This is a genomic window from Methylophilus sp. 13, from assembly GCF_015354335.1.
Classification (GTDB): Bacteria; Pseudomonadota; Gammaproteobacteria; order Burkholderiales; family Methylophilaceae; genus Methylophilus; species Methylophilus glucosoxydans.
Map to the genome: position 1 here is coordinate 797,395 of NZ_JADKYR010000001.1, position 13,469 is coordinate 810,863.

The window sequence follows — 13,469 nt, forward strand, 5'->3', positions numbered from 1 at the left end:
TATCAACTAAGTTAATATTCGCGACAATCATTGAGAGGATATTAATTTTATGACGATTAAAAATACCCAAGAAAATCCGTTCAGACCTCGTCCAACGCTGCTCTCGATCGGGCTGTTTTTTAGTAGCGCACTCTTATCCATGACCGCGTTAGGCGCCAGTGAGAGCGAAACCGTCGAGTTACAAGAGGTCGAGGTCAAGGCAGAGAAACAGAGTGACACCAAACCGGTCAAGGGTTACAACGCAAAGCGCTCCACCTCCGCGACCAGAACCGATACCGAGCTGGTCAACGTACCGCAAGCCATTACCGTGATTACGCGCGACTTTATGCAAGACCAGTCCATGCAAAGCATCGCTGATGCTGTACGCTATGTGCCTGGTGTGCAAGCGGCACAAGGTGAAGGTAACCGTGACCAGCTTGTATTACGTGGCAACCAGACTACGGGTGACTTATTTGTAGATGGCCTGCGCGACGACATTCAGACTTACCGCGACTTATATAACACTGACCGTATCGAAGTGCTTAAAGGCCCTAACGGCATGATTTTTGGCCGCGGCGGCGCAGGCGGTGTCGTGAACCGCGTCAGCAAAAAAGCCGGCTGGGATCCAGTCAGAGACCTCAGCGTGAGCTATGGCAGTTTCGATCACCGCCGTATCACCGCGGATTATGGTCAGGGGTTGTCCGAAGAATTAGCATTCAGACTCAATGCGGTGTATGAAAACTCCAACTCTTACCGTGATGGCGTGGAATTAAAACGCTACGGCATGACACCGACCTTTACGATCAAGCCGGGGGATAAAACCGAGATTGTTTTAAGTGCCGAATACTTTAAAGACGAACGCACTGCGGATAGAGGCATACCGTCTTTTATCGGTGGGGACAACAGCAACCTGAATAATCGTCCTTATCGCATCAAGGATTATGACAAGTTTTTTGGTAACGCAAAATTAAGCCCGACCGAAACAGAAACTGTCGCCTTTAATGCTGCCATCAGCCATGCCTTTGATAACGGCGTGCAGGTCAAAAACAGTACCCGTTTGGCCTACTACGATAAGTATTATCAAAACGTTTATGCAAATAGCAGTGTGACAACCGCCAATACCCTGCAATTAGGCGCTTATCGAGATGAGACAAAACGTGAGAACCTGATTAACCAAACTGATATTACCTATACAGCCAAAACTGGAAATGTAGAACATAAGTTGCTGGCTGGGACAGAGCTTGCTGCACAAGATACGACAAATAAGCGACTCACTCAGGGAACGAGTGAAAACTTAACTGGCAGCGTCTCGGCCGATAACCCTACAGTTTCCAATGTAGCCTTTAATACAACCAGCCGCAATCAGAAAAGCGACTTTACCGTTGCCGCCATATACTTGCAGGATCAAATCGTTTTCAACCCAAAATGGCAGGCAGTCCTGGGCTTAAGACATGATCATTTGGAAACAAATTACACCGACTTGCGAACAGGTAACTTTGCCAATATCAATGTCACAAATAATCTGCTTTCACCGCGAGCCGGGCTGATTTACAAACCTACGACGGATAGCTCGCTATATGCAAGCTACAGCACCTCATATGTGCCGCGCGCTGGGGATCAGTTGATTGGTCTTACCGTGAGCACTCAAAGCTTCAAGCCTGAAAAATTCATTAATAAAGAAGTCGGCGCAAAATGGGATATCAACCCCAATCTGGCATTGACTGCCGCCATTTTTCAACTTGAAAGAGAAAATGTTTTGGCCGCAGACCCTACAAATACAGGTAACTCTATTCTGCTTGACGGCCAGGAAACCAAAGGTCTGGAAGTTGGCCTGAGCGGCAAGGTGACTGACCAATGGCAGGTCATGGGCGCATTCACGTTGCAAGAAGGCGAAATCACCAAACAGCAAGGCGCAGGCAACAGTGCGATCCTGGCTGGCAGCAATCTGGCAATGACACCCACCCGCACCTTCTCATTGTGGAATAAATACCAGATCAATGACATGTGGGCCGTCGCGTTGGGCATGGTCAGCCGCTCAGAAATGTATGCGGCCACCCCAACGGCTAGCCAAAGCACGCTGCTGCCTGGTTACACGCGTTTTGATGCAGCGATTTTTGCCAAGTTAAGCCCGCAGTGGGATACGCAAATCAATATCGAGAACCTGACTAACAAAGACTATGCCCTGTTTGCGCACAACAACAATAACATTACGCCCGGTGCGCCTTTAAACGCCCGTGCGACCTTGAACTATCATTTCTGATCTAGCATGCATGTGATTTTAGCCCGCCACTGTGCGGGCTTTTTTATTGCGGGTGTCAGCGACGCCAAGCTTCAATGTTAAAATAACACACATGAATAACGCACAACGCCCAGACCAACTGCACCCTTTTATTTTTGAACAGTCCGCCGTGCGCGGTAATTTTGTTCAGCTCAATCAAAGCCTGTTCACTGCGCTTGAGCATCAGAGCCTGCCTGATGCGCTCAAAAGCGTGATTGGTGAATTTGCAGCGGCCAGTGTGTTGCTGACCTCTACCCTCAAAATGCAAGGCAAACTGATTTTGCAATTGCAAAGTAAAGGCGCCTTGCAGTTATTGGTGGTTGAATGCACTTCTGCTTTAAATATCCGCGCGACAGCCAAGGTCAGCGGCGAACTCAATGGCCCACATTTAACAGACTGGCTCGCACAAGGCCAGCTGGTGATTACCTTGATGCCTGAAACGGGCGAGCCTTATCAGGGCATTGTGCCGCTAGAAGGCGACAGCATAGCCAGCATGCTTGAAAACTACATGCTGCGCTCTCAACAGATTGACACCCGCCTGTGGCTGACCGCAGAGGGAAACCGCGCGGCTGGCCTGCTGTTGCAAAAATTGCCGCAGCAGCAAGAAAGTGATCTGGACTGCTGGAACCGTGTGCAACATCTGGCGGGTACTGTCACGGCCCCGGAGTTGTTGGATCTGGAAGCGGTCACTCTCTTGCAGCGGTTGTTTGTAGAAGAAGATGTACGGTTATTTAGCGGGCGCGAAGTGCAGGCGTTTTGTAGTTGCTCGCAAGCCAATGTCAGCAATATGCTGCAAATGCTGGGTCTGGAAGAAGTGCAAAGCATTTTGCAGGAGCAAGGCAGCATTGAGATTCAATGTGACTTTTGCCACAAACACTATGTGGTCGATGAAGAAGAAGCGCTCGCCTTGTTTGAGGCAGACAACTCGCCTGGCATCAAACACTAACCTGCGGCTATGTGCCCAGCCCGCGTTGGCGCTGGCATTCAAATAAGGCAATCGCGGTGGCTGCGGCCGCATTCAAAGACTCCAGGGCCAGTGTGCCCTGATGTGCCATAGGAATGGTGACACAGGTCTCAACCGCGGCTTGCAGCGCAGCAGAAACCCCAGCCCCTTCGTTACCCACCACAAACAAGACGGGCTCTTGCAGCGTTTGCTGATACAAGCTGGCGCCCTGCATGGTCAAAGCAAGGGTTTTGCCGGAAAAGCCCGCAATCACCTCCAGCGCATCCACGCTTTCCATCAGCGGTAAAATAAACTGTGCCCCCTGCCCGCCTCTGAGCGCTTTGGGCGACCAGGCATCGGTACAACCTTTAGTCAGATAGGCGGCCTGCACGCCTGCGGCCGCGGCCGTCCGCAAGATGCTGCCCAAATTACCCGGATCCTGGATATCTTCTATCACCAGTGCAAAATCACAGTGCGCGGGCAGCGTCGCAGCAGGAATATCCACCAAGGCCATCACCCCACTACTGGATGCGACTGGCGCCAACTCGGCAAACATCAACGTAGGCAGCAGCATCGTATCCACATCCGTCAACTGCTGTATTAAGGCCGTCGCCTCGTCATTACTATGCCCTTCAGGGATAATCAGCAGCCTGGGTTCACCATAGACCTGATGGTAGGCTTCAATCAAATGCACGCCCTCCAACAGGGTAGACGCCGTTTTTTTGCGCTCACGCGACTGGTCGGCCAGCTTGCGCAATTGCTTGAAGACAGGGTTATCGCGGGAGGTAATATGTTTAAAAGCCATGCAGGAATTATACGTGAATTGCGCGGCTGGCTGATTTTTGCCTGGAATCCATCCACAAACACGCGCCCAGCCCAAAGCTGCGCACCATTCACGTATAATTCCTGCATGGCAAAAACACTTGATTTAGAACGTATCTTGCACCGGCAGGGCTTTGGCACACGCAAAATGTGCCGCATTTTAATTGTTAACGATGCAGTCACCGTCAATGGCGAACCCTGTGATGACCCGGACGCCAAGTTTGCGCTCGACAACAGCCTGCACTTCACGGTGGAAGGTGAGCCCTGGCAATACCGCGAGCATAGTTACCTGATGATGCACAAACCGGCGCATTATGAATGTACGCATAAAACCCAATTTCACCCGACCATCTATACGCTGCTGCCCAGCCCACTGGTTGAACGCGGCGTTCAGTGTATCGGACGGCTAGATGAAGATACCACCGGCCTGATTTTGCTGTCAGACGATGGTCAGTTTATACACAAAGTCAGTTCGCCCAAACACCATGTACCCAAGGTATACGAGGTGACTTGCAAACACGCTTTGAGCACTGCCGATATGCAGCACCTGTTGGCAGGCGTGCAACTAATTGATGAAGACGAAACGATTTCTGCCTTGGCCGCCAGACAGATCACAGAGAACGTGATACACCTCACGCTGGCAGAAGGCAAATACCATCAGGTCAAGCGCATGATCGCCGCCATCGGCAACCGCGTAGAAGCCTTGAAACGTATCAAAATTGGTCAACTTGCGCTACCAGAGAACCTGGCAGTGGGGGAATGGCGCTGGCTCACCGACGAGGATTTAATTGCCGTTCAATCCTGAACGATCAACAAAGGACCTTCATGATCTGGTTAGTACTGATAATTGCGGGATTGTTTGAAACCGCCTGGGCTATCGGTTTGAAGTATACCGAGGGATTCACCAAGTTTTGGCCCTCGTTCTGGACCATCGTGACCATGGTCATCAGTGTCTGGCTCTTGGGCGTCTGCGTCAAGCAACTGCCTGTCGGCACGGCTTATGCCGTCTGGGTTGGCATTGGAGCTGTCGGTACTGTGATCGGCGGCATCTGGCTATTTAATGAACCGGTATCACCATTGCGCATCTTCAGCTTGTGCATGATTATGGCAGGCATTATCGGCCTCAAGCTGGCGGCGCATTAAACTGCCAGCAAGCACTGGCATTAGCAAACTGGCAATTTTAAATTCTGTGTGTGAAAGCCGGGCAACTTGAAACTCAAGCCGCCCCAAGCCTGGATTTAACTGCCGAGCAATTTTTGTGCTTTGACAGTGGCGTTATTCGCAGTCTGTTTTTTCGTTTGTGAGACGTGATGTGTTTTTGTGGCCCCACTTTGCTGAGCCACGCAAGCGCCGCCTGCACTGCCTAAACCGGCACCAATCACCGCGAGCAACCTGCCACCACCCAAACCACGACCCAGGATTGCACCGCCGGCCCCGCCCACGGCACCCCCCAACATCGTCGCCGGCTGTGCTTTACCGCCATTAGCGACCACACTCCCCACAGCACCACCTACGGCGCCCCCGAGCACTTCACCCGCGGGCCCCAGCATCACGGCACCAATGGCTGAACCAGCCAAGCCACCGACGCCACTGGCACCGACATTTTTGCTATTACAGCTTTGCGCCCAACTGGGGTTGCTGGCAATCAGCAAACTGACAGCAATCATCCATGTTTTCATGTCATTCTCCATTCAATGAAAAAGGGAAGAGGATCAAATAGACACTTGTACGACATGCGCGCTTAATCAGCAGTCTTAATCGTGATCATGGTGTCTGTGTTTGTGGTGATGACGCGGACCTTTGTGTCGTTTGCCATAGCCACGCCCGGCATAGGGATCCGGCTCGGCTATCACTTTACCGACCACTGCACCACCTGCACCCCCAACACCGGCACCGACCACAGCGCCTGTAGTAGTACCGCTCACTTTACGCCCAACCATTGCCCCGGTGGCACCGCCCGCAGCCCCACCCAAAATGGCACCGGTCCGTCCCGCACGCCCTGTGGTCGCCGCGCCTCCCAGACCACCGCCGACAGCGCCACCGATGACCTCACCGGTAGAGCCGCCTAACACGCTACCTACTGCAGTCCCGGCTGCTGCGCCCAGGCCGCCGCCAAGACCTGTTTCCAGATTATCTGCCATGACTGGTGTTGCGCATATGAACAACACACCCCAAATCAATTTTTTCATGTTGTATCCCTTGTTTGAATTTATGCTATTTTAAATGGTCTTTGAAAAACCATATATTGTTTATTGACTATATTGTTATGTTAACTAGCCGTCTCAGCCTCATTTGCATTTGCATCGTGTCAACTTGTCTCATCAGCTGCTCAGCGCCGATGCCCAGCCAGGCCGAGCAATCCATTGTCCGCAGCTTTGACCCTAACCAATACACCGGAACCTGGTATGAAATTGCCAGACTGGACAACCGATTTGAAAAAGGCTTGGAGCAAGTCACGGCCAATTACACCATCGAAGCGGATGGCACCCTCAAGGTAGTGAACCGTGGCTTCGATCCCCAGAAAAACGACTGGAGTGTCGCTACCGGCAAGGCCAAATTTGTCGATCCGGCCAATCCTGACGGCAGCCGTACCGGCAAACTAAAGGTGTCATTCTTCGGCCCTTTTTATGGTGATTACACCATCCTCGAAATCGATAAGCCTTATTACAACTATGCCTTGGTTAGCAGTGGCAGAGACTACTTATGGATACTCTCCCGCACACCACAACTCCCCTACCCGATCAAACAACATTTGATGGCCAAAGCCAAAGAATTGGGTTTTGCCACCGATCAGTTACTGTTCATCCGACAAGCCAACCAGGCCGAGTACGAATCCGGTAGACATGTGATGCCCCAGCATCAATAACTCCTGCCGGGACATCTCTGATACCACCGCATGGCCTTGTCCATCAGTTCATTGGGCATCCATCTGCTCAACAGCGCTGCCAGGTGCAGGTGGGGTATCCATCACTGTATCCATGCCTGCGGGCGCAGGGGCTGGCACCACTTCACCTGTGGTATAGCGCAACTCGCCCAGAACGGCATACACGCCTTCAGCCTGTTTGGCCAGATTAGTCACCGTTTCAACCTGCTCTTTGGAAGAAACCTGACCGCTCAGTTGAACCACACCATGGGTGTCAGAATTCACTTCAATTGCTGAAGCATCTACGCCATGGCTCTGCAACAGGGTTTTCACATTGTCGACCACCGTTTCGCTAGGCAAAAATTTATACATCGGTTCGCCTTGTGCCAGCGCATGGGTACTGGCAAGGCCCATTAAAGTTACTAAAGCACTCATAGTCAGATAACGATTCATTTTCATGATGTTTCCTTTCATTTGTACACGTGATTAAGAGGGCGAGTTGTCCAAGCTGCAAAGAGGATGAATCTAACAACTACTTGTAGGACAACCCGCCAAACAAAAAAAGCAAGCTACATCATTGGGAGAGGATATGTAGCTTGCGAGGGGGTGTGAGTTAACCTTTCACCACAATAGCGTTTTTCACAGATTTAACGCCCTCTACACCAGTCACCAATTCTTCAGCCTTGGCTTTGAGAGAGGCATCTCCCACAAACCCACTCAGCAATACTTCGCCTTTATGAGTTTCCACGCTGATCTTGAGTGACTTCAAGGATTCTTCCTCGAGCAGTTTGGCTTTGACTTTGGTGGTGATCCAGCTGTCAGACATGGCGCCTTTAATGGCTTTCTGGCTGGTCTGTGTCTTAAGCTCTGCAAATTCTTCATAGCTCAAAGTGCCATCATTGTCGTGGTCAAACGCTTTGAAATCTTTTTTCTTTACGTTTTTGTCTTGCTGTACTTCTGCCCAGGTCAAGGTGCTGTTGCCATTCTTGTCCAAGGCCTTAAACTCTTCCTGATAGGGCTGTACGCCGTTTTGCACTTCGTCCAAATCGAACGCAAAGGCATTCACAGTGATTGTTGTTGCCAACAGGCTGCCAAAGATGATTGCTTGTTTATATTTTGACATTGACATTTGCGTCTCCTTATTTACGCACATCGCAAAGTAGTTGATGCGATGTGTAGCCATGTTACTGGCTGGGAGCGCAGGGGTCAGTCGTCCACCGACTGAATCCCTTGTCAGAATATGACTACAGCGTGCAAAACGCTGTATAAGGAGGCTTAGTTGTTTGCCGGTTCGGCAGCAAGGAAAGGTAACATCACCCGCGTACTGGTGCCCTCGCCAGGCGTACTGGTGACTTCATAATGGCCGCCAATAGACTCCACCCGGTTGCGCATGCCGCTAATGCCGGTGTTACTACCGGTCAGACTATTCATGTCAAAGCCGATACCATTATCGGCAATTTCAAGCTTGATATGCTGGTCGTCGTGCATCAGATGCACCGAAACGCCACTGGCTTGTGCATACTTGCTGCAGTTGTTCAGGCTCTCTTGCACCAGGCGATAAATAATCAAACTCAAGGTCTCGTTCATCATGAGCTCTTGCTCGGGCATGATGATATCCATTTGCCAATGGTTACGGGCAGCGGCCTCATCAACCAGGTTTTGCAACGAGGCGATCAGACCAAAACTCTTGATCATGGAGGGGTGCAGGTTTTGCACAATCTCGCGTTTGAAGTTGATACTGCGGTCCAGGTATTGGTTGGTCTTTTTCAGCTTGTCGGTGATTTGCGGCGAGCTGTCTTTTAAGTATTTGATCGCCCAGGAAATATCCATTTTAATGGCTGTCAACAACGAGCCCAGCTCATCATGCAATTCGCGCGAGAGCTGATAGCGCTCACGCTCAATGTTGGTCTGTGCCTGCAGGGCCTGTCGTTGCAGGCTGACGGTTAGGGTCTGGATATTGCGCTCGTATTCGGCGTTCTCATCCGTCAAGCGTTCGTGCAAATTGGCTTTTTCTGCCAGCTCACGCAATAAACGGCGAATCACCAGTACCACCAGTGACACAAAGATCAACGGGCACGCCATGACAAACCAGCGCATCATGCGCCGCATATTATTTCTCGCCTCGGCCAGTTCGTGACGGTAATCGGTGATTTCCTTCTCAAACTGGCGCGAGAGCATTTGCACGTTCGCACTTTCTTTAATGCCAGAGTCCAGCTTGACCACGGCCAACGCCTTGTCGAACTGGTGCTTCTTGGCAAAATCAATGGTCACACTCATTTCGGCAGACTTTTTGGCAATGCTGTTGACCAGCTGGTTCATGATGTTTTGTATCGTGATGTGCTTGACCAGATTGGTGTGGTTCAACAGCGTATTGATGTTTTGCAGATGTTCGCTGATCTCCTGCGTCGCCTCGTCATAAGGCGCGAAATAGTTTTCAGAACGGGTGAGCAAGTAGCCGCGCTGCGCGCTTTCAGCCACCGAAAGACTGGCTTGTGTTTTCCACTCCTCCATCAGGAGCTGGTCCAGTTTGGTCAGCAGGTCTGTTTTTTCACGCGTATTGACGATCAAGCGATCGTTCACCACCAGCATGGCCGCAGCGAGCAATAAACTCACCGTCAGTAAAGCCACCGTATTACCGCCAAAGGTATCACTGATGACTTCCAGCCTGTCCAGCAAGGCCATCAATTGGGTTCTGATTTTTTGCATGCGGTTTACAAGGATAAAGATTGAAAGAAGGGTCAATCCAGCGTATTTTAATGTGCATTGTGAACAATACATTATCATCATAACGGGCTTGATGAGGATGGGCAATGTAAACATGCGTGATCAAGCCAAATAAGCATTGTCAGAGAATTCTGACCGTGTAATCGGTAGTGAGCCGATAGGTTCTCGCAGGCCGGGCAGTTAAGATGGCACCATATTGAAAACGCATCTTAATGCTCATATAACATCAAGATCGATTTCAACCATGCTGTATGACTTTTTAAAGGAGTTACAAAATGTTTAATTTTTCCAAAGACCATGTTGAAAATACAACGGATGATTTAGCTAAAAAATCTGACCAAGCCATTGAAGAAATTGCAGCGCAAGTCAAATCCACCGCCAATGATTTGCTGGACGCAGTCAATGACACGGCTGACACGACACAAGACAAGGCCAAGGCCTTGATTCACACCCTGAAAGCAAATATCGACCGTTTGACCAGCGAAGAAAATGCAGCAGCATTGGCTTCTAACCTGTCAGCGAAAGCAGGTCGTGTAAAGGATCAGGTACAGCGTGAAGTCAGCGATACCTATCACACCATCAAGGACAAAACCGCTGACACGGTGCAAGAGCATCCACTGGGTACGGTACTGGTAGCCGCTGGCGTCGGTTTGCTGATAGGATACCTGTTGGGCGCCAAGCGTCGCGAATAATTAAGGAAATCTATGTGGTTAAACCTCCTGAAATTTGTGGCTGTACTGTTTCTAGACCGTAAAGTCTCGGCATTGAAGGATAATTTCATCAATTTGCGCCATCATGTGGCTGACTATACCGAAGACAGAGCGCAACACATGAAGCAGGATTTTCTGGAGGAAACCCAACGCATGGCTACCAGCATTGTCGGCCTGCTGGTGGTCTTCAGCATGTTTATTTTTACCGGCTTGCTCGGGTTGATGTGGCTGTTTTCCATCTTGTGGGAGAATCCACATCGCACCTTGATTCTGGGGCTGGTGATGCTGGTTCCTGCCGCCATCGGGCTGATTGTGTTTTTGGCAGTGCGCGCGCAGTGGTACAAAAAACCATTGTTTGCAGATTCGCTGTCAATGATCAGTCATGACTGGCAGGTATTCCGCAATGAGATTGCGCCACCGCCACCGGCAACACCTGAAGATGAGGGTGGCGAAGCGGCTTACACTGAAAAACCAGCTTCTGACACCCCAAAACAATAAGAGAACCACATGAAAAGAATTCTTTTGGTAGATGATCACAGTATTGTTCGTGATGGTTTACGTAACCTGATTGAGCTTGAGTCTGACCTGCAGGTCACCGGAGAAGCAAGCTCTGGCTCAGAAGCCATCCAGCTGGTACGCAAAAACGAGTTTGATGCCATGGTGCTGGATATTTCCATGCCGGATAAAAACGGGGTCGATACGCTGCATGAGCTTAAGCACGTCGCCCCGACCTTGCCGGTGCTGGTGCTGAGCGGCTATTCTGAAGACCAGTACGCATTGAACCTGATGCGTAACGGCTGCAAGGGCTATTTGTCGAAAAATGCGGATTCAGATGAAATCATTCAGGCCATCCGCACCATTGCCAGCGGCAAACGCTATATTTCGGCCGAACTGGCAGAGCTGATGACCAATGAACTGAGTCATCCTTCGGAAAAGCAGTTACATGAAACCCTGTCCGACCGAGAGTTTCAAGTATTCGTCAAGCTGGCTGCGGGGCAGACCCCAACGGCAATTGCAGAGGAGCTCTTCATCAGTATCAAGACCGTGAGCACTTATCGCAGTCGCATTCTGGAAAAAATGGCCATGAAATCAAATGCTGACCTGACATACTATGCCATTAAATATGGGCTACTTAATTAAAGAAAAATCACTAACAAGGCGCCCTTTTGTCATGTCAGCATTCAACTTGCTTAAATTTAGATCACCCAGGGAGTCATTGGTGAGATTGTTATGTATAGATTATTGTTAGTTGAAGATTCTGCGTTGATCCGTGATGTCATTGTGGAAATGCTGCAAGACTGTCAGCAGCTTGATATCCAGGATGTCGCCACCACCAGTGATGAAGCGATCAACCTGCTCAATGCACATGAGTACGACATGGTCGTGCTCGACATTGAGCTGGCCAAAGGCACGGGCTTTGATGTGGTCAGGCATACCCGCCAGCAGAGCTACCCTTACAAGACGCCTGACATTGTCATGTTGACGAATCATGGCAACAGTTACTATCGTAATCTGGCGCAAAATATGGGCGTAGAGTATTTTTTTGACAAGTCCTTGCAGTTTGATGAGTGCATAGACATCATTCAACAGCGTGCCAGCCAGATCAACTAACTACCTTTCTTAACCCTGGCCGGACCCGGCCTGAAACACTGCGGTGCTTTGATGTCTTTAGAAACCTGGGAATTACTGAGCTATGTGGTCACCGTGGTCGGCTTGCCGCTGGCCATTGTCACGTTTGTGCTTGAACAGCGCAAAGAGCGCGAAAATGAAGATGAAGAGGTCTACCAGTTACTGGCAGATAACTACACGGATTTTCTCAAGCTGGTGATGGCTCACCCGGACCTGCAATTGCGCTCCAACCGCGAATCCCTGGTACTTAGCGCCGAACAGGAGGAGCGCAAACTGGTATTGTTTGAAATCCTTATTTCACTGTTTGAGCGCGCCTATTTACTGGCTTACGATCCCGACATGCGTGGCAAACGCTTACGCCGCTGGATGTCGTGGGAGGATTACATGCGTGAATGGTGCCAGCGTGAAGATTTCCGCCAGCACCTGCCACGACTGCTGGTCGGCGAAGATGCTGATTTTGTCGCCCACATTAACCAGATTGCACAGGAAGTCGCCTCTGCGCAGACGCGCTAGACCAACATCTGATGACGCTTTCCAACGAGACAGTTCAGCCGCTATTTTTTGATGGCGGTGACTTTAAAGCCCGCCTGCCTGAAGGCCTGTAACAAGCCATTTTTACCGGCCAAATGCGCCGCGCCAACGGCAATAAACACACTGCCTTGTCGCGCCTGCTCCAGACTACGCTCGGCCATCACCACATTGCGTTCGTCCAGCAACTTGACACGCATACGTTGCCACAAAGCGGCCGGCAAAATGCCACGCGTCATGGCATCATCCATATTCGCGACCTGCTCGGCATCCCCCGCCAGATAAGCCTTCATCAGCCGTTCAAAGTCTTGCTCCTTTTGCTTTTGGCTGCGTTTGAGCACCGCACGCAACATGAGCAACTGCTCATCCATGGACAAGCTATCCATGACCCCGAAATGTGCTTGCGCACTTTCTAACCCCACAATACGTTTGTCGAAGTCCTCTGCTTTAGCTTTAAGCAACAGATCTTGCGCAAACGGCGTTTGTGGCTTGGGCAAATCAAACATGACTGCCAGCAACCAGGGTTTCATTTTGACCACCGCATCCATCGGGATCACGTGCATGTCTGCCAGCGCAGCGACCTGCTGCAATTCTGCTTCCGAGAGTAACTGTTTCAAATTGCTGTCTGGCATTTGCAAAAGACTCACTGGCGGCGCCTCTGCTACCTCCAGCATAAACATATTCACATTTTTCAGCGCCTGAATCACCGACGCTGAAAAGTTGGTGACCCGGTTATCGTCGGTATGCATAGTGCCAAACAGGTAACTGACCTGGCCATTGGGCGCCTCCAGCTGCCAGAACAGGCCTTTCTCAGCCGCTTGCAGCAGTGGGGTTACCATCAATAAACACAGGGCGAACAAACGGACACTTCGCATCAAATTCCTCACTTTTTGTGATTAGCTAAACAGTTGCAAACCCTCAGCAACCGGCATTGTGACATCGTCTCACAAATAAATATCCGCTGCCATGATTGCAAGGCATCAGGCCGTCATT

17 protein-coding genes are annotated in these 13,469 nt (G+C 50.5%); 10 read left to right on the top strand and 7 right to left on the bottom strand.

What is annotated here, in order from left to right; translation table 11 throughout:
- The first annotated feature begins 49 nt into the window (after positions 1-49).
- A complete protein-coding gene (locus tag INP77_RS03655; protein WP_194747324.1) occupies positions 50-2,239 on the top strand; it encodes a TonB-dependent siderophore receptor in 2,190 nt (729 codons plus the stop codon).
- A 91-nt stretch (positions 2,240-2,330) separates the two neighbouring features.
- Complete coding sequence (gene hslO, locus INP77_RS03660; RefSeq protein WP_194747325.1) at positions 2,331-3,203, top strand: Hsp33 family molecular chaperone HslO; 873 nt, start codon at positions 2,331-2,333, stop codon at positions 3,201-3,203.
- Between the two features lie 7 nt (positions 3,204-3,210).
- Here the strand turns inward: hslO and INP77_RS03665 are convergent, their stop codons facing one another.
- The gene (locus INP77_RS03665; RefSeq protein WP_194747326.1) at positions 3,211-4,005 is read right to left on the bottom strand and encodes an RNA methyltransferase; all 795 of its coding nucleotides are present in this window, start codon (positions 4,003-4,005) and stop codon (positions 3,211-3,213) included.
- 105 nt (positions 4,006-4,110) lie between these two features.
- On the opposite strand from INP77_RS03665, the gene INP77_RS03670 reads away from it, so the two are divergent.
- Together INP77_RS03670 and sugE are read left to right on the top strand one after the other, a co-directional pair.
- Positions 4,111-4,827 (top strand): pseudouridine synthase, encoded by a 717-nt coding sequence (locus INP77_RS03670; protein ID WP_194747327.1) that lies wholly within the window; start codon positions 4,111-4,113, stop codon positions 4,825-4,827.
- Between the two features lie 20 nt (positions 4,828-4,847).
- Entirely contained in the window at positions 4,848-5,165 is a 318-nt protein-coding gene (sugE, locus tag INP77_RS03675; RefSeq protein ID WP_194747328.1) for a quaternary ammonium compound efflux SMR transporter SugE, read from the top strand.
- Positions 5,166-5,260: 95 nt separating this feature from the next.
- On the opposite strand, the gene INP77_RS03680 is transcribed toward sugE, so the two are convergent.
- Positions 5,261-5,701, bottom strand: coding sequence for a bacteriocin (locus tag INP77_RS03680; protein WP_194747329.1), 441 nt, complete (start codon positions 5,699-5,701; stop codon positions 5,261-5,263).
- Between the two features lie 75 nt (positions 5,702-5,776).
- The gene (locus INP77_RS03685) at positions 5,777-6,211 is read right to left on the bottom strand and encodes a hypothetical protein (RefSeq protein ID WP_194747330.1); all 435 of its coding nucleotides are present in this window, start codon (positions 6,209-6,211) and stop codon (positions 5,777-5,779) included.
- Positions 6,212-6,360: 149 nt separating this feature from the next.
- Between INP77_RS03685 and INP77_RS03690 the strand changes: the two genes are divergently transcribed.
- Positions 6,361-6,888, top strand: coding sequence for a lipocalin family protein (locus INP77_RS03690; protein WP_194747559.1), 528 nt, complete (start codon positions 6,361-6,363; stop codon positions 6,886-6,888).
- Between the two features lie 48 nt (positions 6,889-6,936).
- On the opposite strand, the gene INP77_RS03695 is transcribed toward INP77_RS03690, so the two are convergent.
- From INP77_RS03695 to INP77_RS03705, 3 genes are all read right to left on the bottom strand, one after another.
- Complete coding sequence (locus tag INP77_RS03695; protein WP_228518674.1) at positions 6,937-7,344, bottom strand: BON domain-containing protein; 408 nt, start codon at positions 7,342-7,344, stop codon at positions 6,937-6,939.
- Positions 7,345-7,498: 154 nt separating this feature from the next.
- Positions 7,499-8,014: a BON domain-containing protein gene (locus tag INP77_RS03700; RefSeq protein ID WP_194747331.1), complete on the bottom strand. Its 516-nt coding sequence runs from the start codon at positions 8,012-8,014 to the stop codon at positions 7,499-7,501.
- A gap of 146 nt (positions 8,015-8,160) precedes the next feature.
- On the bottom strand, positions 8,161-9,591 hold the full coding sequence (locus INP77_RS03705; protein WP_194747332.1) for a CHASE3 domain-containing protein: 1,431 nt from the start codon (positions 9,589-9,591) through the stop codon (positions 8,161-8,163).
- 293 nt (positions 9,592-9,884) lie between these two features.
- On the opposite strand from INP77_RS03705, the gene INP77_RS03710 reads away from it, so the two are divergent.
- The 5 genes from INP77_RS03710 to INP77_RS03730 all read left to right on the top strand — a co-directional run bounded on the left by INP77_RS03710 (position 9,885) and on the right by INP77_RS03730 (position 12,461).
- The gene (locus INP77_RS03710) at positions 9,885-10,301 is read left to right on the top strand and encodes a YqjD family protein (protein ID WP_194747333.1); all 417 of its coding nucleotides are present in this window, start codon (positions 9,885-9,887) and stop codon (positions 10,299-10,301) included.
- 12 nt (positions 10,302-10,313) lie between these two features.
- The gene (locus INP77_RS03715) at positions 10,314-10,817 is read left to right on the top strand and encodes a phage holin family protein (protein ID WP_194747334.1); all 504 of its coding nucleotides are present in this window, start codon (positions 10,314-10,316) and stop codon (positions 10,815-10,817) included.
- A gap of 9 nt (positions 10,818-10,826) precedes the next feature.
- Positions 10,827-11,459 (top strand): response regulator transcription factor, encoded by a 633-nt coding sequence (locus INP77_RS03720; protein ID WP_194747335.1) that lies wholly within the window; start codon positions 10,827-10,829, stop codon positions 11,457-11,459.
- Between the two features lie 90 nt (positions 11,460-11,549).
- On the top strand, positions 11,550-11,930 hold the full coding sequence (locus INP77_RS03725; protein WP_194747336.1) for a response regulator: 381 nt from the start codon (positions 11,550-11,552) through the stop codon (positions 11,928-11,930).
- 51 nt (positions 11,931-11,981) lie between these two features.
- Positions 11,982-12,461: a hypothetical protein gene (locus INP77_RS03730; RefSeq protein WP_194747337.1), complete on the top strand. Its 480-nt coding sequence runs from the start codon at positions 11,982-11,984 to the stop codon at positions 12,459-12,461.
- A gap of 41 nt (positions 12,462-12,502) precedes the next feature.
- Here INP77_RS03730 and INP77_RS03735 read toward each other — a convergent pair whose 3' ends face one another.
- Positions 12,503-13,351 (bottom strand): TraB/GumN family protein, encoded by an 849-nt coding sequence (locus tag INP77_RS03735; protein WP_194747338.1) that lies wholly within the window; start codon positions 13,349-13,351, stop codon positions 12,503-12,505.
- Positions 13,352-13,469: the final 118 nt, after the last annotated feature.

Bases quoted from the DNA above. Each gene is read 5' to 3' on its own strand.
- INP77_RS03655 (WP_194747324.1), top strand. From the start codon at position 50: ATGACGATTAAAAATACCCAAGAAAATCCGTTCAGACCTCGTCCAACG.
- hslO (WP_194747325.1), top strand. From the start codon at position 2,331: ATGAATAACGCACAACGCCCAGACCAACTGCACCCTTTTATTTTTGAA.
- INP77_RS03665 (WP_194747326.1), bottom strand. From the start codon at position 4,005: ATGGCTTTTAAACATATTACCTCCCGCGATAACCCTGTCTTCAAGCAA.
- INP77_RS03670 (WP_194747327.1), top strand. From the start codon at position 4,111: ATGGCAAAAACACTTGATTTAGAACGTATCTTGCACCGGCAGGGCTTT.
- sugE (WP_194747328.1), top strand. From the start codon at position 4,848: ATGATCTGGTTAGTACTGATAATTGCGGGATTGTTTGAAACCGCCTGG.
- INP77_RS03680 (WP_194747329.1), bottom strand. From the start codon at position 5,701: ATGAAAACATGGATGATTGCTGTCAGTTTGCTGATTGCCAGCAACCCC.
- INP77_RS03685 (WP_194747330.1), bottom strand. From the start codon at position 6,211: ATGAAAAAATTGATTTGGGGTGTGTTGTTCATATGCGCAACACCAGTC.
- INP77_RS03690 (WP_194747559.1), top strand. From the start codon at position 6,361: ATGCCCAGCCAGGCCGAGCAATCCATTGTCCGCAGCTTTGACCCTAAC.
- INP77_RS03695 (WP_228518674.1), bottom strand. From the start codon at position 7,344: ATGAAAATGAATCGTTATCTGACTATGAGTGCTTTAGTAACTTTAATG.
- INP77_RS03700 (WP_194747331.1), bottom strand. From the start codon at position 8,014: ATGTCAATGTCAAAATATAAACAAGCAATCATCTTTGGCAGCCTGTTG.
- INP77_RS03705 (WP_194747332.1), bottom strand. From the start codon at position 9,591: ATGCAAAAAATCAGAACCCAATTGATGGCCTTGCTGGACAGGCTGGAA.
- INP77_RS03710 (WP_194747333.1), top strand. From the start codon at position 9,885: ATGTTTAATTTTTCCAAAGACCATGTTGAAAATACAACGGATGATTTA.
- INP77_RS03715 (WP_194747334.1), top strand. From the start codon at position 10,314: ATGTGGTTAAACCTCCTGAAATTTGTGGCTGTACTGTTTCTAGACCGT.
- INP77_RS03720 (WP_194747335.1), top strand. From the start codon at position 10,827: ATGAAAAGAATTCTTTTGGTAGATGATCACAGTATTGTTCGTGATGGT.
- INP77_RS03725 (WP_194747336.1), top strand. From the start codon at position 11,550: ATGTATAGATTATTGTTAGTTGAAGATTCTGCGTTGATCCGTGATGTC.
- INP77_RS03730 (WP_194747337.1), top strand. From the start codon at position 11,982: ATGTCTTTAGAAACCTGGGAATTACTGAGCTATGTGGTCACCGTGGTC.
- INP77_RS03735 (WP_194747338.1), bottom strand. From the start codon at position 13,351: ATGCGAAGTGTCCGTTTGTTCGCCCTGTGTTTATTGATGGTAACCCCA.